Below are 19,794 nucleotides of genomic sequence, written 5' to 3'. Positions count from 1 at the left end.
TAAGGGATGACTATGATCGAACGATGACCTCTTCGAGCTACTTCCGTTTTCCGCATCTTCACGGCGATCTGGTCACCTTCGTGGCCGAGGATGACGTCTGGATTGCGCCACTGGACGGGGGCCGCGCGTGGCGTGTCTCCTCGCTCCAGCTGCCCGCCCGAAACCCGCGCTTCACCCCGGACGGCAAGAAGCTGGTGTGGACGGTGGTCCAGGGAACGGCGCCGGAAGTGGTCGCGGCGGACGTCGACGGCGGCGGTTACCGGCAGCTGACCTACTTCGGCCACAGCACCACCCGGGTCAAGGGCTTCACCGCCGGCGGCGCCGTGGTGGTGACCAGCGCGTTCCGGCAGGCCGAAAGCCGCCACACACATGCGTACAGCGTGCCGCTCGAAGGCGGCTGGGCGGAGGAACTGCCGTTTGGTCCCGTGGAGTCGGTGGCCTTCGGCCCGGAAGTGGGAGATGAGCGCCCCGTCGTGGTGGCCAGCGTGCTGTCCCGCGAACCCGCTTGGTGGAAGAGGTACCGCGGCGGCACGGCAGGGAAGCTGTGGATCGATACTGACGGCAACGGCGAATTCGAACGGCTGCTGCCGGACCTGGAAGGAAATTTTGCCGATCCCCTGTGGGTGGACGGCCGGGTGGCCTTCCTCTCCGACCACGAGGGCTACGGCAACCTCTATTCGGTCCTTCCCAACGGCAAGGACCTGCGCCGGCACACCGACCACGAGGACTTCTACGTCCGCCACGCCGCCACGGACGGCAGCCGGGTCATCTTCGAATCCGCCGGTGAACTGTGGGTACTGAAGGACCTTGGGTCCGAGGCCGTCCGCCTTGATATCACCCTCGGGTCCGCCTCGCAGTCCCGCCGCCCCGCCCTCCTGAAGACTTCAAAGCACCTGGGTACCGCAGTGCCCGATGCCACCGGTTCAGCCAGCGCGGTGGAGGCGCACGGCACCATCCACTGGCTCCGCCACAAGGACGGGCCTTCGCGCATTATCGAGGCCACACCGGGCGTGCGCGGCCGCCTTCCCCGGCCGCTCGGCGACGGCCGCATCGCCTACATTGCGGACCACGGCGGCATCGAAGCCCTGCACATCAGGGACATCGTGGCAGCCATCGACCACCCGGCCATGCCCGCAGGCGCCGAGCCGGCAACGCCGTCCGCCGGCGACACGCCGGAGGCAGCCAATCCCGTGGAAGCAGACACCGGTTCAGGCTCCGGGCGGGCGGATGCCGTTGCTTTGCCCCAGCCCGTGCCTGCGGCCGGCGCCGCGGTGCTGGCGGGATCTGCGCAATCTTCGCCCGTTGTGCCGGCCAACTCCCGCACGGGTGGCAGCGACGAACAGCAGCCGGAGGTGGCCGCGGAGGAGGGGACCGGCGAACCTGCCGCACCCGCCTCGGCTCCCGCTGCCACGCAGATTGCCGTTCCGACGCCGTCGCGCGTAAGTGCCCTTGAGGCGAGCCCCGACGGACGGTGGCTGGCCCTGGGGACGTCGTTCGGCGACGTGTACCTCGCCGACGCCGCCTCGGGCGAACTGACCCGGGTGGCCAGCATCGGTGAGGGAACCATCTCCGACCTCGCCTGGTCCGGCGACTCCGCCTGGCTGGTCTGGTCCGAGCCTGTCACCTCCTTCGGCTCGCGCAGCCGGCTGCGGGCTGCCAGCATCGCTGCCCCGGGCTCCGATCCCGTGGAGGTTACCGACGGACGGTTCTGCGACAGGTCGCCGGCGTTCACCCCGGACGGGAAGTACCTGGCCTTCCTCTCCAACCGCAGCTTCGACCCCGTCTACGACGGCCACTCCTTCGATCTGTCCTTCCCCAGCCCCATCAAGCCTTACCTCGTGGCCCTCGCCGCCGGTACGCCATCGCCGTTCGGACCGGACGTGGCGCCCGGGGCAGCCGGTGCAGACGCCGCTTGGCCCGATGCCGCTGATGCGGACGCACAGGACGGGCCGCCGGCGGTCCGCGTGGATTCCGAGGGCCTGGCCCACCGGGTCATCGGTGTTCCGGTTCCGCAGGGTAACTACACCGGTCTCTCGGCAACCAAGGGCGCGCTTCTGTGGCTTGACGCTGCCCTCTCCGGCGTCACCGGCGACGGCAAGGCAAGCCAGGAGGACAAGGACACCCGTCCCAGCCTGGTGCGGTACGACCTCGGCCGCCGCAAGCAGGAAACCCTGGTGGAGTCCCTGGACAGCTACCGGCTCTCGGGCGACCGGACCAAGGCCGTGGTCATTGCCGACAAACAGGTCACTGTGGTTCCGTCCGATGCCAAGGCGGATGAGGAATCCGGCAAGCTGGTCAAGGTGGACCTGGGGCGCATCCGAGTGATGATGGACCCCGTCAGCGTCTGGGGGCAGGCTTTCGACGAGGCCTGGCGCCTGCAGCGGGACTTCTTCTGGGCCGAAGACATGGCGGGCCAGGACTGGGACTCGATGCGCAACCGGTACCGTCCCCTGGTGGACCGGCTGGGCTCGCATGACGACCTCGTTGACCTGCTGTGGGAGCTCCACGGCGAGCTGGGCACGTCGCATGCCTACGTCCGCCCAGCGGCCGTGACGGAGAACGGGAGCCGCGGTCAGGGCCGGCTGGGAGCCGATCTGGCCCATACCGCGTCGGGCTGGGAAATCACCCGGATCCTCGCCGGCGAGTCTTCGGATCCGCTGGCCACCTCACCACTGAACCGTCCCGGGGTCGACGCAAAAGCCGGCGACATCCTGCTGGCCATCGACGGCGTGCCGCTGGCTGAATCCGTCACGCCGGCCATGCAGCTGGTCGGTGCTGCGGGCCGCGCCGTCGAACTGACCCTGCTGAACGGTGCCGGGCACGGCGATACCGCCGGCACCCAGCGCCGCGTCGCCGTCGTTCCCGTCAAGGACGAGGAGCGGCTGCGGTACCAGGAATGGGTTGCCTCGAACCGCCGCACCGTCCGGGAAGCATCCGGCGGCGCCTTCGGCTACCTGCATATCCCGGACATGATGGCCAACGGCTGGGCCCAGCTGCACCGGGACCTGGACACCGAGACCGCGCTGGACGGGCTGATCGTGGATGTGCGGCGCAACCGCGGCGGACACACGTCGCAGCTGGTGGCCGAACTGATTGGCCGCAAGGTGACCGGGTGGAGCATGCCGCGCGGGGAAAAGCCGCGCACCTACCCCCACCACGCACCCAGGGGACCGGTGATCATCCTCGCGGACGAATTCGCCGGCTCCGACGGCGACATCATCACCCAGGTATCCAAGCTGCGGGGAATTGGCCCGGTCATCGGAACGCGCACCTGGGGCGGCGTGGTGGGCATCGACAACCGCTTCGCCCTGGCTGACGGAACCGGCGTAACCCAGCCGCGCTACGCCACCTGGTTCGGCGGCGGCGTCGGCTGGAGCGTGGAGAATTATGGCGTGGACCCGGACATCGAAGTGACCTTCCCGCCGCATGCCTACGCCGCCGGCCGCGATCCGCAGCTGGAGTACGGCATTGGCGCGCTCAAGGAAATGGTCCAGGAACTGCCCACGGACCGTCCGCCGCTCCGTGAGGGCTACCGCCGGCTGCGTCCTGCGCCGCTCCCGGCGCGGAGCCAGGCCAAGGCCTAACCTGACGGGCTGCTGCCTGCAGCCGAAGCGCAAAAGGCCCTGTTCCCGCCGGACGAACCGGCAGGAACAGGGCTTTTGGCGTTATTCGGGTCAGGAAGCGAGCGTGGCGTCCAGGCTGATCTCGATGCCGGCCAGCGCCTGCGATACCGGGCAGCCCTTCTTGGCTGCCTCGGCGATGCGCTGGAAGTCTTCCTCGGAGATGCCGGGGATGCGGGCATTCAGGGTCAGGTGGCTGCCGGTGATGCCGGTGCCCGGCTGGAAGCCCACCTCCGCCTTGGTGTTGACTTCTTCCGGGGTGAAACCGGCCTGGCTGAGTTCGTGGCTGAAGGCCATCGAGAAACATGCCGAGTGTGCCGCTGCGATGAGTTCCTCGGGGCTGGTCTTGCCCTCGGCCGCTTCGGTGCGGGCCTTCCAGGTGACATCGAACGTGCCCAGGCCTGAGCTGTCCAGGGTGGTGTTGCCGGAGCCCTCAGTCAGGCTGCCCGTCCATACCGTGTGCGCGTTGCGTGTTGTAGCCATGTCACTCCTCAACATTGATTCGATCCGGGCGCCGGCATCCGCCGCAGCCCGCCGTTCCCCATCCTAGGGATTTGGCAGCACCGGTGCACGGGTTGTCCGCTGAGAGAGGATTGTGACCAGCCTGAACAACGCACGACGGCGGCGCTCCCGCGCAGGGGGAGCGCCGCCGTCGTCTGTGGCAAGTGGAGGTGCGGGGCAGCTACCGCCAGAGCGTCGCGATGGCGACGTTCAGCAGTGCCAGGCCGCCCACGCTGTGGGCCAGGCCGATGGAGACCGGTTCGCCCTTCTTGAATTTGCGGCTGCCAATGAAGGCCAGGACGGCAACCACCAGTGCAATGACGAGCTTGATGCCCAGCTTGGCGTAGTTGGCGTCCATGTCCAGGGCGGGGATCAGGCCCATCATCGCCACACCGGTGAGGAGCTGCAGGGCAGCACCATCGAACTGGCGCGGGTGGACGGTGGGCTTCTTCATCTGCCCGATCCAGATGCCGACGATCATGGCGGCGCCGACGATGTGCAGGAAGACCATGACGTTATAAACGATGTTCATGGGATCAGTCTATCCAGATTCTTCTACGCTCTGTAGTAACCGGCGGATGCGTGCCTTCCGCAGCGCGTGCCTGCCGCAGTAGCGCTTAAATGCCGCAGCGGCCGGCCGGACTCCCAGTGGATCACCACCGGATGCCGGACAGCCGCTGCGGACTGCGTCCTGGGCTTAGAGGCCCAGGTCCGCTTCGAAGGCGCCCTCTTCGAGGCGTGCCTTCAGGGTCTGGAGGAACCGGCCGGCGTCAGCGCCGTCCACCAGGCGGTGGTCGTACGTCAGCGACAGGTACATCATGGAGCGGATGGCGATCGAGTCGTCACCGTTTTCGTCAGCGACCACTACGGGTCGCTTGACGATGGCACCGGTACCCAGGATGCCAACCTGCGGCTGGTTGATGATCGGGGTGTCGAACAGGGCGCCCACCGAACCGATGTTGGTGATGCTGAACGTACCGCCGGACAGTTCGTCCGGGCCGATCTTGCCGGCGCGGGTACGGCCAGCGACATCGGCGATCTTACCGGCGAGGCCAGCCAGGTTCAGGTTGCCGGCGTCGGAGATGACCGGAACCAGGAGGCCCTTGTCGGTATCGACGGCGATCGCCAGGTGTTCGGCGTTGTGGTAGGTGATTTCCTGCTTGTCCTCGTCGTACGCAGCGTTGAGCTTGGGGTGCTGCTTGAGGGCTTCGGCCACGGCCTTGGCAATGAACGGCAGGAAGGTCAGCTTGGTGCCGTTCTGGGCCTGGAACGAGTTCTTGGCCTTGAGGCGGAGCTTGGCAACCTTGGTCATGTCCACTTCGTGGACCTGTGTCAGCTGCGTGGACACCTCGAGGGATTCGCGCATGCGGCGGGCGATGACCTGGCGGATGCGCGGAGCCTTCTGGGTGGTGCCTCGCAGCGAGGAAACCTGGCCGCTGCCGGCTGCCGGTGCGGCTGCGGCCGGTGCTGCAGCGGGAGCTGCCGCTGGTGCGGCCTTGGCCTCGGCGGCGGCAATGACATCCTGCTTGCGGATGCGGCCGCCGACGCCGGTACCGGACAGCGAGGAGATGTCCACGCCGTGCTGGTTGGCCAGCTTGCGGACCAGGGGAGTGACGTAACCGGACTCGCCGCCTGCCGCCGGTGCCTCGGCTGCTGCCGGGGCGGCCTGCGGTGCAGGTGCGGATGCCGGAGCGGGGGCGGCTGCGGGTGCAGGCGCTGCTGCCGGTGCTTCCTGCGCCGGAGCGGCCTTCGGGGCTTCCTGCTTGGGTGCTTCCTGCTTGGGTGCTTCCTGGGCGGGGGCGGCCGGGGCGGCCGCCGGTGCTGCCGCAGCGCCCGAGCCGATGACGGCGAGCACGGAACCGACCTCTGCGGTCTCGTCCTCGTTCACGCGGATTTCCTGCAGGGTGCCTGCAACGGGGGACGGGATTTCGGTGTCGACCTTGTCCGTGGAAACCTCGAGCAGCGGCTCGTCGACCTCAACGGCGTCGCCCACGGCCTTCAGCCAGCGGGTGACCGTGCCTTCGGTGACGCTCTCGCCCAGGGCAGGGAGGGTGACGTCGTGGCTTTCGCCACCGCCGGCAGCAGGTGCTTCGGCGGCTGGAGCGGACGGTTTTTCTTCTGCGGGTGCGGCGGGAGCTTCCTGGGCGGGTTCAGCCGCGGGCGCCTCTTCCGCCGGCGCAGCTGCGGGCGCTTCTTCGGCGGGTGCGGAACCGCCGCCGGAGCCGTCACCGATGCGGACCAGCGGTGCGCCGACCTCTGCGGTCTCGTCCTCGGCGACCAGGATTTCCTCAATCACGCCAGCGACAGGAGAGGGGATTTCGGTGTCGACTTTGTCGGTGGAGACCTCGAGCAGCGGCTCGTCCACCTCTACCCGGTCACCTACCTGCTTCAGCCAGCGGGTGACGGTTCCTTCGGTGACACTCTCACCGAGGGCGGGCAAGTTAACGGATTCAGACATGTCGTCCCCGTTCTCCTTATTGATCTTTAGTGCGAATGATTGCTGCCTTGTTGGAAGCCTAGTGCACCCGGTCTGCGGGACCGGGTGCACCGGGCTCGGTAATGCTGTGGGGAATCAGCCGTGAAGCGGCTTGCCGGCCAGAGCCAGGTGGGCCTCGCCAAGGGATTCGTTCTGCGTGGGGTGTGCGTGCAGCAGCTGGGCCACATCTTCCGGGTACGCTTCCCAGTTCACGATCAGCTGGGCTTCGCCAACCTGCTCGCCCATGCGGGCACCGATCATGTGGACGCCCACTACGGGGCCGTCCTTCTGGCGGACGAGCTTCACCAGGCCGGAGGTGCCCAGGATGGAGCTCTTGCCGTTGCCGGCCAGGTTGTATTCCTGGGTCTGGACCTGGTCGTCGCCGAACTTTTCCTTGGCAGCCTTTTCGGTGTAGCCGACGGTGGCGATCTCGGGCTCAGAGTAGGTGACCTTGGGGATGTTGATGTCCTCGACGATCACGGGCTTCAGGCCCGCGATTTCCTCGGCCACGAAGATGCCCTGCTGGTAGCCGCGGTGTGCCAGCTGGACGCCGGGGACGATGTCGCCCACGGCGTAGATGTTGCCGACGCCGGTGTGCAGGCGCTCGTTGGTGATGACGAAGCCGCGGTCAATGGTGATGCCTGCGTCCTCGTAGCCAAGGTTGGCGGTGACGGGGCCACGGCCCACAGCGACCAGGAGGAGGTCTGCTTCGAACGTCTTGCCGTCCACCAGGGTGACCTTGACGCCGTCGGCGTTCTGCTCGACGCCCTGGAAGAACACGCCGGTGGAGAACTTGATGCCGCGCTTCTTGAAGGCGCGCTCAAAGTTCTTGATGATGGTGGCGTCCTCGTTGGGAACCAGGGAGGGCAGGCCTTCCACGATGGTCACGTCCACGCCGAAGGACTTCCAGACCGAGGCGAATTCGACGCCGATGACGCCGCCGCCCAGGATGATTGCGCTCTTGGGGATGGTGTCCATGGTGAGGGCCTGGTCGGAGGTGATGACCTTGCCGCCGATTTCCAGGCCGGGCAGGGTGCGGGAGTAGGAACCCGTGGCCAGGATGATGTTCTTGCCCTTGTAGGCGGTGCCGTTGACCACGACGGTGTCGGTGCCCTGGAGCTTTCCTTCACCCTCGATGACGGTGATGCCCTTGGACTTGATGAGGCCCTGGAGGCCCTTGTACTTGCCGGCGATGATGCCGTCCTTGTACGCGTTGACGGCGGTCATGTCGATGCTGTCAAGGGTGACGTTCACGCCGTACTTGGCGGAGTCGCGGGCGTGGTCGGCCAGTTCGGCAGAGTGGAGCAGGGCCTTGGTGGGGATGCAGCCGTTGTGGAGGCAGGTGCCGCCCAGCTTGGCTTTCTCCACGAGGCCGACGGTGAGGCCGAGCTGTACTGCCCGGAGCGCCGCGGCGTATCCGCCGCTGCCGCCACCGAGTACCAGGATGTCGAATTCTTGCGCAGTTGCCTGATCGGCCACTTAAACGCTCCCTCGCGTGAACGATGACGCGTTCTGCGCGCATCATCTGGTCTTGGAATTGCACTGCCGTGATTATGTCAGCAGGTCAGTTCTCTTGCATTTGTGACTACCGTGGTTCACCTTAGCGAACCACCTATCCATGCTCCACCTTGGCGCAGCGTTTGTGGAGCGCTTGTGTCCAGTGTCACGCGGCCCTGTGGCACAGGGATCACCCGTACCGCAGGGCCGCGTGGACCCCTGCCGCGTCGCGGCGTCAGGCTGCGGCCAGGATGTCCTCGACGTAGGCCACCAGGGTCCGGACCGTGCAGCCGGTGCCTTGCTTGTGTGTGTAGCCGTACGGGCTGCCGTTGTTGAAGGACGGGCCGGCGATGTCGATGTGCGCCCAGGGGATCTGTTCGCCTTGCTTGTCCTGGCCCACGAATTCGCGCAGGAACACGGCCGCGGTCATCATGCCGCCGTGCCGTTCGCCGATGTTGGCCAGGTCCGCCACCTGGGAATCCAGGGTGGGGCGCAGTTCCTCGGGCAGAGGCATGGGCCACACCAGTTCTCCGGCGCGGTCCGCAGCCGACTTGAGGGCGCCGGTGACGCTGTCCGAGCCCATGACGCCCGCGGTCCGGTTGCCCAGGGCGATGAGCTGCGCACCCGTGAGGGTTGCGACGTCAATAATGGCGTCCGGGTATTCGCGGCTGGCTGCGACGATTCCGTCGGCCATGACCAGGCGTCCTTCGGCGTCCGTGTTAAGCACTTCCACGGTCTTGCCGCCGAACATCGTGAGGACATCGGCGGGACGGGACGCAGCACCGGACGGCATGTTCTCGGCAATGCAGAGCCACGCGGTGGCCTTGACCGGCAGGCCCAGTCCGGCGAGGGCCAGGACAGTGTTAAGGACGACGGCGGCACCGGCCATGTCGCTCTTCATGTCGCCCATGCCGAGGGCCGGCTTGATCGAGATGCCGCCGGTGTCGAACGTGATGCCCTTGCCCACGAGCGCGATGCTGGACGCAGCCTTGGCGGGGGAGTACTCCACCTTGACCAGGCGCGGCTGGCGCGTGGAGCCCTTGCCGACGCCCATGATGCCGCCGAAGCCCTCTTTTTCCAGGCGCTTCTCGTCCCAGACCGTCACCTTGACGGGCAGGCCCTTGGCCAGGTCCTTGGCTGCCTCGGCGAACGATTCCGGGTACAGGTGGCTGGGCGGGGTGTTGACCAGGGAACGCGTGGCGTTGACAGCCTTGGCTACCAGGCCCGCGCGCTTCAGGGCAGTGCCGAGTTCCTTCTGCTCCACCACGTCGGTGAAAATCAGTGCGTTGCGGACCGGATCCTTGAGCCCGTCCCTGGAGGACCGGAACTCGGTGAAGGAGTAGGCACCCAGCGCCGCACCCTCGGCGACGGCCTCGACGTCGGCGACTGACGTCGTCGGGAACGCCAGCGCCACCGTTGCCAGCCCGGCGAGTTGGCGGACCGCGGAACCGGCGGCACGGCGAAGCGATTCTGCGGCGAGTGGCTTGCCTGCCTGCACCTTGCCCACGCCCGCCAGTACCAGGATGCCGGCACCGGTTTCCGGCAGGCCGGGCATCCGGACCACCTGGTCTGCCGCGCCGGTGATGCCCAGCGCCTTGAGTGAATCGGCGAGGGCCTCGGCCGATTTCGCCGTCAACGGGTTGTCCAGCAGGACCGGCCCGTCAGTTCCCTGCCCCACCCCGATGACCACGGCGTCGCTGGGGCTCTTCTTCAGGTCCCGGGAGACGGTACTAAGGTTGATTTCAGTATTCTTGACCACAGGGATGAGTCCTCAATTCTCGAAAAGATCGGGCGGGGATGCATGTTTGGCTCCCGCCATGGTGGCCCGGAGGCGGCCGTTCCGGACGCGGCCCGGGCGAAAGCAGGCCCGGCTGGCAGGCCAGTTCCGATCGTAGCCCTTTGGTGGCACGGCGGGAGAATTTCCTGAGATGTGCACCACACGGTCCCGCGGAATGTCCGGTCCGCCGGATGCGTTAGGACTATTGACCACCCCAACCCGTGAAAGGACCATGGCGTGCTTGAAAGGATCTCCGGCTCCCTGCTGGACCCCGACGCTCTCTATGCGAGCAACATCGAGCTGTTCCACAGCCCGGAGCTTCGCGGCCTGAACCTGGTGATGGGGTTTACCGGCTTCGCGGACGCCGGCCATGTGGTGAAGCAGATCAATGCCGAACTGCTGGACTCCCTTGATGCCCAGCCCGTCGCCGTCTTCGACGCCGACCAGCTGATCGACTACCGGTCCCGCAGGCCCCACGTGAGCTTTGTCGAAGACCATATCCAGGATTACCAGGAGCCGCGGCTGGCGCTCTACCGGCTGGTTGACGGGCTGGGGAAGCCTTTCCTGCTGCTGGCCGGGTTCGAGCCCGACCTCCAGTGGGAGCGCTTCGCCCGTGCCGTGGTGGGCATCGTCGAGAAGCTGGACGTCAACCTGGTCACGTGGATCCATTCGATTCCCATGCCAGTGCCGCACACCCGCCCGGTGGGTGTAACAGTGCACGGAAACCGGCCCGAGCTCATCGAGGGTATCTCCGTGTGGAAGCCAACGGTGGAGGTGCCCGCCGCCGTCGGCCACATCCTGGAACTGCGCCTCGTCGAGGCGAACCGCAACGTTGCCGGCTACGTCATCCACGTGCCGCACTACCTGGCTGAAGCCGAATACCCCACCGCCGCGGTTGCCGGCCTGGAGTACCTGGGGGCGGCCACATCCCTCATGCTGCCGACGGACCGGCTGCGCGAATCGGGCCGCGACGTCAGCCGCCAGATTGCCGAGCAGATCGAGGCCTCGGACGAGGTCCAGCAGGTGGTTTCACGGCTGGAAACCCGTTACGACGAAAAGTCTGACGGCATCGTCCGCCGCTCACTGCTCGCCGACGAGAACGACGAGCTTCCCGACGCCGATGTGCTGGGTGCCGCCGTCGAGGCGTACCTCGCCCGGGAGAACCCCGGGCAGTAGCCGGCGGCGCGTGTTGCGGTGGGGCCTGTGGCATGCGGGCATAATGAAGACGTGACTGCACCCCGCGCCTGGCTGATTTGGACCGTCGGTGTTTTCGGGTACCTGGTGGCCGTGTCCCAGCGCACGTCCTTCGGCGTGGTGGGACTTGAGGCCACCGAGCGGTTCCATGCCAGCGCGTCGGCAATCTCGTTCTTCACCGTCCTGCAGCTGCTGGTTTATGCCGCCCTGCAGATCCCCGTGGGGCTCCTGGTGGACCGGTTCGGGTCACGGGCCATGATCGCCGGTGGCGCGGTCCTGATGGGCCTGGGCCAGTTTCAGCTCGCCTTTGCCGACAGCATTCCCGGCGGTGTCATGGGCCGCGTCCTGGTGGGCGCCGGTGATGCGATGACCTTTATTTCCGTGATCCGGCTGATCCCTCTGTGGTTCGCGCCGGCCAGGGTTCCGCTCGTCACCCAGCTGACCGGCATGTCCGGCCAGCTGGGCCAGCTCATCAGCGTCATCCCCTTCGCCTTCGTCCTGCACTCGTCCGGCTGGACGCCCGCGTTCCTGATGCTCGCCGGCATGTCCGCTGTCGCCGCGGTGCTGGTGGTGGTCCTCCTGAAGGACGTTCCGCCCGGCGTCGAACGGCCCACATCGCAGCAGGGGCTGAAGGCAACGGGCGTGTCCCTGGCCCGCGCATGGCGCCAGCCCGGCACCCGGCTGGGAATGTGGAGCCACTTCACCATCCAGTTCAGCGGAACCGTGTTCGCCATGACGTGGGGCTACCCGTTCCTGATTTCCGGACAGGGCCTGGATGCCGGCACAGTTGCAGCCCTCATGGCGCTCTACGTGGCTGCGGCGATGGCGGTGGGTCCGTTCATTGGCCGCTTCGTCTCCCGGCACCCGCTGCGGCGCTCCACGATGGTCCTGCTCATTGCGGCGGTGACGGCGGCCGCGTGGGCAGCGGTCCTGCTCATCCCGGGCCGCGCCCCGCTTTGGCTGCTGGCCATCCTGGTGGTGGCCCTGGCCATCGGCGGTCCCGGGTCCATGATCGGCTTCGACTTTGCCCGGACCTTCAACCCCGCGCACCGCATCGGCACCGCCACCGGGATCGTCAACGTTGGCGGCTTTATCGCTGCGCTGACGGCCATCTTCCTGATCGGCCTCGTGCTGGACCTCCTGTACGCCAGTGGATTCTCCAACGGAGTCCTCTATGGGCTCGATCCCTTCCGCATCGCCCTCAGCCTCCAGTTCCTCCTCCTCGGGTTCGGCGCCGCCGCAGTGATTGGCTGCCGGCGTAAGGTCCGGCGCCGGATGGCCGAGCAGGGCGTGGTGGTTCCGCCGTTGCGGACTGCCCTCGCCAGGCAGCGCCGCGAGAACCTGGCGCGGCGCAGCCAGAACACTCCCTCCGGCGACTGACCAGTCCTCCACAACCGGTATCGGCCGTCACTGGGCGGCGGTTTTTTGGGTGTTGTTGGTGGACGGGGCCGCCTGCGGACGGCGCCTGGCTGGACTTGTCCACTTAGGCAGGGCCACGCCTTCCCAGTGATGGCTGCCCGGCGGATCGTGGAGCCATGACAGCTCCCGAAAGACTCACCGTCACCGGACCCGCGGACATCCTCGGTTTCATTCCCCATTCGCTGGGCTATTGGCCTTCCGACAGCCTCGTGGCCAGGACCATGCACGGCAGGCAGCTTGGTGCCACGCTTCGGCTCGACCTGCCGGCACCTGGCGGGGCCGCCGCGCCGGAGCACTATCTGCAGGCGGTACGCGGCTACCTTGATGCTGACACGAGTGCCGACGGTACGCTGCTGGCCGTCTTCACCAGCGACACGCACCTGGCCGCAGGCACTTATGGAGGGCTGCTGGCCGGCCTGGCGCCCGTGCTGGATCAGGCCGGCATGCCGGTCCGGGACGCCTGGTACGTCGGCGGGGACTACTGGCGTGGCGCTTTCTGCCTTGATGCCGAGTGCTGCCCATGCCCCGGACGCCCCGTCCAGGAAATCCGCGACAGCGCACTCAACGCCGAAATGGTGTACCGCGGAAGCAGCGTGGGGCCGGCTCCGGAACGGCAGGACACCGCTGCCCGGCCGCTTCCCGCCATGCACCGGGCCGCCGCCATGGAGGCTGAGGAAGAGTGGGAACGCGGGCTGTCGCCGCGGAGCCGCAGCCTGGCACAGTTCCGGCTGGTCCTGGATGTGTGGGGGGACCTGCTCGCCCGGCCTGCCGGGCTGCCCTGGGTACCGGATGTGGACCGCGACGGCTTCCTGTGCGCCTCCCTTTTGGTCCCGCATTGGCGGGACGCTGTGCTGGTGATGAGCGCAGCAGGGAGGAAAGCGGCCGAGACCGGCGTTGAAGGCTTTTACCTCTTCGACGATGCCCTTCAGCTGGAGGCGATCAGCCCGCTGTTGGTGCCGGGCAATGGCGCCGGTGCGCACGGCGGGGCGGGTGGGCCAGGCAGCACCGCAGGGGAGCGCTGGGGGCTTGAACGGCTTTACTCGGCGCACAGTACGGAACCGGTGGCCGTCGACGGGGAAGTGCCCAACTACGGGGCGGTCCTGATGGGCATGGCTCCGGCCGTCCCGGACTGGGCAGGCATGGACGGGTTGGACTGCATCCTGGCGGAGTTGGCCGCGTTGGGCGGCCAGGCGGCCGCAGCGGCGCTGACCGGCCGCGGCTGGATCTCATGGTGCCGTGGCCGCGGCTCCTATGCCGCCCGGCACCTGAGTGACGCACTGAGCGCCGAACCCGGGTACCGGCTTGCGGAACTGATCCTGGAGCTGGTGGGACGAGGATCCATTTGCGGATGGGCGGCCAGGAAGGAATCCGCGTGGCAAAAGTTCGGTCCCGGAGCCGCTGCATGAGGGTTGACCGTGGATAGGGACGGCACGTACGGAAGCGGCCCGTGGGAGCCGGGGGAGGCCCGGTGCGGCGAAACATGAGACAATGGATGCCGAGACCCGGTTGGGTCCGTGTATTGAGCACCAGCAGTATTGCCCTTCGGGGAACAATATGGCCGCTCCGGTAGTTGTCTTAACAGACTCTGCCGGCCGTGGTGGCGCTTGATTTACATCACGGACTTGACAGGGTCATAGTGGTGTTGCCCGTATGGCGATTCCACAGACCACCGCAAGAAAGGTTTTCTGTGACCCCGTCTTCCACGAAGAAGGACCCCGCCGCCCAGGACAATGTGTCCGCCGAGGAGAAGCAGGCTGCGACCAACGCCAAGCGGGCCGCTACGCGGGCAGCCAACAAGGCTTCCTCCGGTGCGGACGGCAAGCCCGAGCCCAAGAAGCGCGGGCCCAAGCCCGGCGCAAAGGCAGCCGCCGAGGCCGCCAACAAGGCCTCTGCCGACGACGCTGACGAGGCTGAGGACGCCGAGGAGGAACTCGACGAGAGCCTCCTGGAAGGCGCCGAGGCTGCTGAAGAAAGCGAAGCCACCACTGCCAAGGGTGCCGTAGGCAGCGGCAAGGGCTTTGTCTACTCTGACGCCGACGACGACGACGCCCCCGTGCAGCAGGTCATGTCGGCCGGCGCGACGGCCGACCCCGTCAAGGACTACCTGAAGCAGATCGGCAAGGTGGCACTGCTCAACGCTGAGCAGGAAGTGGACCTTGCGCTGCGGATCGAAGCCGGCCTGTTCGCCGAAGAGAAGATCGCCGCTGACGACGGTTCCATGGAGCCGAAGTACAAGCGCGAACTCGAATTCATCATCCACGACGGCAAGCGCGCCAAGAACCACCTGCTGGAGGCCAACCTCCGCCTGGTGGTCTCGCTGGCCAAGCGCTACACCGGCCGCGGCATGCTCTTCCTGGACCTGATCCAGGAAGGCAACCTGGGCCTGATCCGCGCCGTGGAGAAGTTCGACTACACCAAGGGCTTCAAGTTCTCCACGTACGCCACGTGGTGGATCCGCCAGGCCATCACCCGTGCCATGGCCGACCAGGCCCGTACCATCCGTATCCCGGTGCACATGGTGGAAGTCATCAACAAGCTGGCCCGCGTCCAGCGCCAGATGCTGCAGGACCTGGGCCGCGAACCCACGCCCGAGGAACTGGCACTGGAACTGGACATGACTCCTGAAAAGGTTGTCGAGGTCCAGAAGTACGGCCGTGAACCCATCTCCCTCCACACCCCGCTGGGAGAGGACGGTGACTCCGAGTTCGGCGACCTCATCGAGGACTCCGAAGCCGTGGTTCCTGCCGACGCCGTGAGCTTCACGCTGCTGCAGGAGCAGCTGCACTCCGTTCTGGACACCCTGTCCGAGCGCGAAGCCGGCGTGGTGGCCATGCGCTTCGGCCTGACCGACGGACAGCCGAAGACTTTAGACGAAATCGGCAAGGTCTACGGAGTCACGCGCGAGCGGATCCGCCAGATCGAATCGAAGACCATGTCCAAGCTGCGCCACCCGTCACGCTCACAGGTGCTGCGCGACTACCTCGACTAGGCATCACGCGCCGGCCGGGCCTGAAGGCTCCGGCAGCAAGGCATGTCAGCGGGCCGGTCCGGATCCATCCATCATGGATCCGGGCCGGCCCGCTGGCGGTTCCGGCCTCATTCGGCTGAACCGGCCCCGTTCGGCGGTACCCGCCCCGGTTCGGCCGTTCGGCGGTACCCGCCCCGGTTCGGCCGAGCCCGCATCGCAGCAACGCGCCGTTAAAGCAAAAGGGTGGGACCCCTCCATTCGGAGGGATCCCACCCTTTGGACGTTGTGCTGTCCCTAGTCGATTTCCACGGCTTCCTTCTGGTGAAGCTTGGCCGTCTCATCGTGCCAATCCGAGCTCAGGGGCTTGAGCGTCGCTTCGACGGCACGGGCATGGTGGCCGCAGAACAGCAGCTCACCGCCGGAGGACTCGAGTACAACCCGGACATACGCTTGAGCTCCGCAACGGTCGCACCGGTCGAGTGCGTTGAGTGTGCGGTCTGCCACTGCTGTTGTCATAATCGGCCTCCTTAGTAGATCTGTACGTCTATATAACCAGTATTCGTATCCAAACCGTCGCAAGGATGGACCAAGTTCGCTGTCCGCGTATCCGCAAGTTTCGGTCAAGATTGGCCCCCGCCGGGCACGCGGCGGCTGAGTGGCGCGGTGCACACGGGCTGCAAGGAGTGGCAACCGCAGCTCCGGTACCGGGCCGACTACCCTAGAGGGAGCGCTTTATGCGCCTGCTGTTCCGTCCCTGAAGGAGTTCATCACCAGTGGCACCAAGCTCTGAGTACACCGCCCGGCATCTGTCTGTCCTGGAAGGCCTGGAGGCCGTCCGCAAGCGCCCGGGCATGTACATCGGCTCAACGGACTCGCGCGGCCTGATGCACTGCCTTTGGGAAATCATCGACAACTCCGTGGATGAGGCCCTGGCCGGCTTTGGCCACGACATCCGCATCATCCTGCATGCGGACAACTCCGTGGAGATCCACGACGACGGCCGCGGCATCCCCATCGACAAGGAACCCAAGACGGGACTTACCGGCGTCGAAGTGGTCTTTACCAAGCTGCACGCCGGCGGCAAGTTCGGCGGCGGGTCCTACACGGCTTCCGGCGGCCTCCATGGTGTGGGCGCCTCGGTGGTTAACGCGCTGTCCTCCCGGCTGGACGTAGAGGTTGACCGGGGCGGCAAGACCTACCGGATGTCCTTCCGCAGGGGAGAACCCGGCCGTTTCAAGGATGTTGGCAGCAAGATCGATCCTGCCGCTGCGTTCACCCCGTTCGTTGACGACTCGGTGCTCGACATCGTCGGCAAGGCCAAGCGCGGAATCACCGGCACCCGCATCCGCTACTGGGCGGACCGCCAGATCTTCACGCCGGACGCCAAGTTTTCCTACGACGAACTGGCAGCCCGCGCACGGCAGACGTCCTTCCTGGTGCCGGGCCTGAAGCTGACCGTCCGCGATGAACGCCGGGTTCCCGGAACCCCCGGCGAGGCCGGTCCGCACGAGGAGGTGTTCCACCACGACGGCGGCATCTCCGAGTTTGTCGACTTCCTGGCCGCAGACCCGCCGGTGACCGACGTCTGGCGGCTGCACGGTTCGGGCAAGTTCAAGGAAACCGTCCCGGTCCTCGATGAGCGCGGCCACAGCCAGTTGGCAGAGGTGGAACGCGACTGTGAGGTGGACGTGGCCCTGCGGTGGGGCATCGGCTATGACAGCACCGTCCGCAGCTTCGTCAACATCATCTCCACGCCGAAGGGTGGAACGCACCAGTCAGGCTTCGAGCAGGCGCTCGTGAAGACCTTCCGCAAGGCCGTGGAAACCAACGCCCGCAAGCTCAAGGCCGGCAACGACAAGATCGAAAAGGACGACATTTTTGCCGGCCTGACGGCAGTCCTGACCGTCCGCCTTGCCGAGCCGCAGTTCGAAGGCCAGACCAAGGAAATCCTCGGCACCTCCGCCGTCCGTGCCATCGTGGCCAAGGTGGTGGAACGGGAGATCGTTGCCAAGCTGAACTCCTCCAACCGCAACGACAAGGCGCAGTCGGCGCTGCTGCTCGAGAAGATCGTCAGCGAGATGAAATCGCGCATCTCGGCCCGTGTGCACAAGGAGACCCAGCGGCGGAAGAACGCGCTGGAAACCTCCTCGATGCCCACCAAGCTGGCAGACTGCCGCACGGACGACGTCGAACGTTCCGAACTCTTCATCGTGGAAGGCGACTCGGCGCTGGGAACTGCCAAGCTGGCACGATCCTCCGACTTCCAGGCGCTGCTGCCCATCCGCGGCAAAATCCTCAACGTGCAGAAGGCCTCTGTGGGGGACATGCTCTCCAACGCCGAATGCGCGGCCCTCATCCAGGTGGTGGGTGCAGGGTCCGGACGCAGCTTCGACATCAGTGCGGCCCGTTACGGCAAGGTCATCCTGATGACCGATGCCGACGTGGACGGAGCGCATATCCGAACGCTCCTGCTGACGCTGTTCTTCCGCTACATGCGGCCGATGATCGAGAAGGGCAGGGTGTTCGCCGCCGTCCCGCCGCTGCACCGGGTGGAGGTGGTCAACGCCGGCCAGAAGGCCAACGAGATGATCTACACCTACTCCGAGGCCGAGCTGCACGTGCTGCTGGCCAGGCTGGCCAAGGAAGGCAAGCGGTACAAGGAGCCCATCCAGCGGTACAAGGGCCTGGGCGAAATGGACGCCGAGCAGTTGGCCGAGACCACCATGGACCCCCGGCACCGGATGCTGCGCAAAGTGGGGATCGCGGAACTGGAGGAGGCCGAGAAGACCTTTGACCTGCTGATGGGCTCTGACGTGTCCCCGCGCAAGGACTTCATCATCGCGGGCGCCGCAAGCCTGGACCGGGAGCGCATCGACGCCTGACGCAGGGTGGTGGGCCGGGCATCCGCCCGCAACGCCCGACGGCGGGAGGTTCAGCCCAGCAGGCCGGGCACCACCAGCAGGGCGGTGGGGAGCGCCAGCAACAGCACGGACGCGGTGAGGACCAGGCTCCGTGCAGCGCGCGGCAGTTCGGGCTGTGGCGAGAGCAGGCGGCTGACCCGGGACGCAGTAGTGCGGGTGGAGTCGGAGCCGGCAGTACCCGCGGCGGCCTCAAGGCCGGACAGCGCCATCCCGGGAGCGGCCTGGCCGGTGCCGTGCCCGTTGGTTCCGGCAGCCGAACCGCTGGCCACGATGGCGATTGCCTTGATGAGGGTGGCTTTGCTGGCTGTTCGAAGGGCAACGTCGTCGGCCAGCATTTCGATCAGTGAGCTCACGGATTCCTGCGCCAAACGCGTGGTGGGCAGCCAGGGGAGGGCCTGGCGCCACGCAGCGAACGCCCACAGCAGCAGGTGGTGCCGCTGGCTCAGGTGGGCGTTTTCGTGGGTCAGGACGGCTTGGAGCTCTGCTGGCTCAAGGGCCGCCATGAGGCCGTCGGAGAGGACCGTGACAGACCGTGCTCCGCCAGGCAGGCAATAGGCCACCGGGGAGTCATGGCTGATGACCAGCGTGGCGGTGTCCTGGCCTGACGGGGACGCCAGCAGGGCCAGCAGTTCCCGGTGGCGCCGCCGCTGCCGCTGGATCCTGTAGTACGTCAGCAGCAGGGTGAAGACAAGGTGGGCCGTCAGCAGGGCTGCTGCCGACAGGGCGAAGATGTGCCAGAAGCCCAGGGCCGTGGTGGGGGCGTTGAAGAGCACCATGCCTGCCAGGGACCGGAGCCCGGCGATCAGGTTGTCCCCGATGGGCTCCAGGCCGTACACCAGCATGGCGCCGATCATCGACAGGCCACCTGCCAGGGCGATGGCCTGCCAGAGCAGCATCGCCGTAAACGGCGACCGTGCCGGCCACTGCGCGCGCGACAGCAGGATGGGTACCGGCCACGCCAGTATGATCGCCAGGACCGCCAGCAGGTATGAGGCCCAGAACATGGTGGGCTAGACGTGGCCCAGCAGTTTGCGCAGCGTTTCGGCTTCACCCTCGGAGACTGATCCGATGAACCGGGCCAGTACTGCTTCGCGGTCCGGAGCCGATCCCAGCACCTCATGCATGAGCTCGGCCGTGTGGTCCGCCCGGCTGGATACCGCCTGGTAGCGGTGCGGACGGGTTCCACGTTCCCGCTCCACGAGGCCCTTCTTTTCCAGCCTCGACAGCACCGTCAGCACGGTGGTCACCGCGAGTTCCTTGCCCTCGTGGCCGGGGCCGCCCTGCGCGGCGGATGTGCGGGCCAGCTGGTCCCGCAGAGTGTTGGCCGTGGCTGCTTCCTGGCCCGCCCAGAGCAGGTCCATCACTGCCCGTTCCAGTTCACCAAGACTAGCCATTGCACTTTTCCTTTATGTCCCCGCACC

The 19,794-nt window shown here is 66.8% G+C and carries 14 protein-coding genes; 6 read left to right on the top strand and 8 right to left on the bottom strand.

Annotation, left to right across the window (positions count from 1 at the left end; genetic code table 11):
* The first annotated feature begins 23 nt into the window (after positions 1-23).
* Entirely contained in the window at positions 24-3,584 is a 3,561-nt protein-coding gene (locus tag OVA06_RS10360) for a S41 family peptidase (RefSeq protein WP_268158096.1), read from the top strand.
* A gap of 90 nt (positions 3,585-3,674) precedes the next feature.
* On the opposite strand, the gene OVA06_RS10355 is transcribed toward OVA06_RS10360, so the two are convergent.
* The 5 genes from OVA06_RS10355 to OVA06_RS10335 all read right to left on the bottom strand — a co-directional run bounded on the left by OVA06_RS10355 (position 3,675) and on the right by OVA06_RS10335 (position 9,853).
* Positions 3,675-4,103 (bottom strand): OsmC family protein, encoded by a 429-nt coding sequence (locus tag OVA06_RS10355; protein WP_015936811.1) that lies wholly within the window; start codon positions 4,101-4,103, stop codon positions 3,675-3,677.
* A 199-nt stretch (positions 4,104-4,302) separates the two neighbouring features.
* Positions 4,303-4,653, bottom strand: a complete 351-nt coding sequence (locus OVA06_RS10350) for a hypothetical protein (protein WP_015936812.1) — start codon at positions 4,651-4,653, stop codon at positions 4,303-4,305.
* 165 nt (positions 4,654-4,818) lie between these two features.
* Complete coding sequence (gene sucB, locus OVA06_RS10345; RefSeq protein WP_268158091.1) at positions 4,819-6,579, bottom strand: 2-oxoglutarate dehydrogenase, E2 component, dihydrolipoamide succinyltransferase; 1,761 nt, start codon at positions 6,577-6,579, stop codon at positions 4,819-4,821.
* 114 nt (positions 6,580-6,693) lie between these two features.
* Positions 6,694-8,076: a dihydrolipoyl dehydrogenase gene (gene lpdA, locus OVA06_RS10340; RefSeq protein ID WP_056084765.1), complete on the bottom strand. Its 1,383-nt coding sequence runs from the start codon at positions 8,074-8,076 to the stop codon at positions 6,694-6,696.
* Positions 8,077-8,329: 253 nt separating this feature from the next.
* The gene (locus OVA06_RS10335; protein ID WP_268158088.1) at positions 8,330-9,853 is read right to left on the bottom strand and encodes a leucyl aminopeptidase; all 1,524 of its coding nucleotides are present in this window, start codon (positions 9,851-9,853) and stop codon (positions 8,330-8,332) included.
* 255 nt (positions 9,854-10,108) lie between these two features.
* Here OVA06_RS10335 and OVA06_RS10330 point away from each other — a divergent pair, with 255 nt between their 5' ends.
* The 4 genes from OVA06_RS10330 (at position 10,109) to OVA06_RS10315 (ending at position 15,473) form a co-directional block, all read left to right on the top strand.
* Complete coding sequence (locus OVA06_RS10330) at positions 10,109-11,047, top strand: proteasome assembly chaperone family protein (protein WP_056084759.1); 939 nt, start codon at positions 10,109-10,111, stop codon at positions 11,045-11,047.
* 51 nt (positions 11,048-11,098) lie between these two features.
* Positions 11,099-12,445, top strand: a complete 1,347-nt coding sequence (locus OVA06_RS10325) for an MFS transporter (protein WP_268158084.1) — start codon at positions 11,099-11,101, stop codon at positions 12,443-12,445.
* Positions 12,446-12,600: 155 nt separating this feature from the next.
* Entirely contained in the window at positions 12,601-13,890 is a 1,290-nt protein-coding gene (locus OVA06_RS10320) for a DUF4192 domain-containing protein (protein WP_268158082.1), read from the top strand.
* A gap of 281 nt (positions 13,891-14,171) precedes the next feature.
* On the top strand, positions 14,172-15,473 hold the full coding sequence (locus OVA06_RS10315; RefSeq protein ID WP_056084749.1) for an RNA polymerase sigma factor: 1,302 nt from the start codon (positions 14,172-14,174) through the stop codon (positions 15,471-15,473).
* 273 nt (positions 15,474-15,746) lie between these two features.
* On the opposite strand, the gene OVA06_RS10310 is transcribed toward OVA06_RS10315, so the two are convergent.
* Positions 15,747-15,968 (bottom strand): DUF7455 domain-containing protein, encoded by a 222-nt coding sequence (locus OVA06_RS10310; RefSeq protein WP_015936820.1) that lies wholly within the window; start codon positions 15,966-15,968, stop codon positions 15,747-15,749.
* A 257-nt stretch (positions 15,969-16,225) separates the two neighbouring features.
* Between OVA06_RS10310 and OVA06_RS10305 the strand changes: the two genes are divergently transcribed.
* Entirely contained in the window at positions 16,226-18,334 is a 2,109-nt protein-coding gene (locus OVA06_RS10305) for a DNA gyrase/topoisomerase IV subunit B (protein WP_056084746.1), read from the top strand.
* A 50-nt stretch (positions 18,335-18,384) separates the two neighbouring features.
* Here the strand turns inward: OVA06_RS10305 and OVA06_RS10300 are convergent, their stop codons facing one another.
* Both OVA06_RS10300 and OVA06_RS10295 read right to left on the bottom strand, forming a co-directional pair.
* A complete protein-coding gene (locus tag OVA06_RS10300; protein WP_056084743.1) occupies positions 18,385-19,377 on the bottom strand; it encodes a M56 family metallopeptidase in 993 nt (330 codons plus the stop codon).
* Between the two features lie 6 nt (positions 19,378-19,383).
* Positions 19,384-19,767, bottom strand: a complete 384-nt coding sequence (locus tag OVA06_RS10295; protein ID WP_015936823.1) for a BlaI/MecI/CopY family transcriptional regulator — start codon at positions 19,765-19,767, stop codon at positions 19,384-19,386.
* Positions 19,768-19,794: the final 27 nt, after the last annotated feature.

The organism is Pseudarthrobacter sp. SL88, from assembly GCF_026672455.1.
GTDB lineage: Bacteria > Actinomycetota > Actinomycetes > Actinomycetales > Micrococcaceae > Arthrobacter.
This window is presented reverse-complemented; position numbering and strand designations above follow the sequence as displayed.

Coding starts and splice junctions, on each gene's coding strand:
- OVA06_RS10360 (WP_268158096.1), top strand. CDS start 24: ATGACCTCTTCGAGCTACTTCCGTTTTCCGCATCTTCACGGCGATCTG.
- OVA06_RS10355 (WP_015936811.1), bottom strand. CDS start 4,103: ATGGCTACAACACGCAACGCGCACACGGTATGGACGGGCAGCCTGACT.
- OVA06_RS10350 (WP_015936812.1), bottom strand. CDS start 4,653: ATGAACATCGTTTATAACGTCATGGTCTTCCTGCACATCGTCGGCGCC.
- sucB (WP_268158091.1), bottom strand. CDS start 6,579: ATGTCTGAATCCGTTAACTTGCCCGCCCTCGGTGAGAGTGTCACCGAA.
- OVA06_RS10320 (WP_268158082.1), top strand. CDS start 12,601: ATGACAGCTCCCGAAAGACTCACCGTCACCGGACCCGCGGACATCCTC.
- OVA06_RS10310 (WP_015936820.1), bottom strand. CDS start 15,968: ATGACAACAGCAGTGGCAGACCGCACACTCAACGCACTCGACCGGTGC.
- OVA06_RS10300 (WP_056084743.1), bottom strand. CDS start 19,377: ATGTTCTGGGCCTCATACCTGCTGGCGGTCCTGGCGATCATACTGGCG.
- OVA06_RS10295 (WP_015936823.1), bottom strand. CDS start 19,767: ATGGCTAGTCTTGGTGAACTGGAACGGGCAGTGATGGACCTGCTCTGG.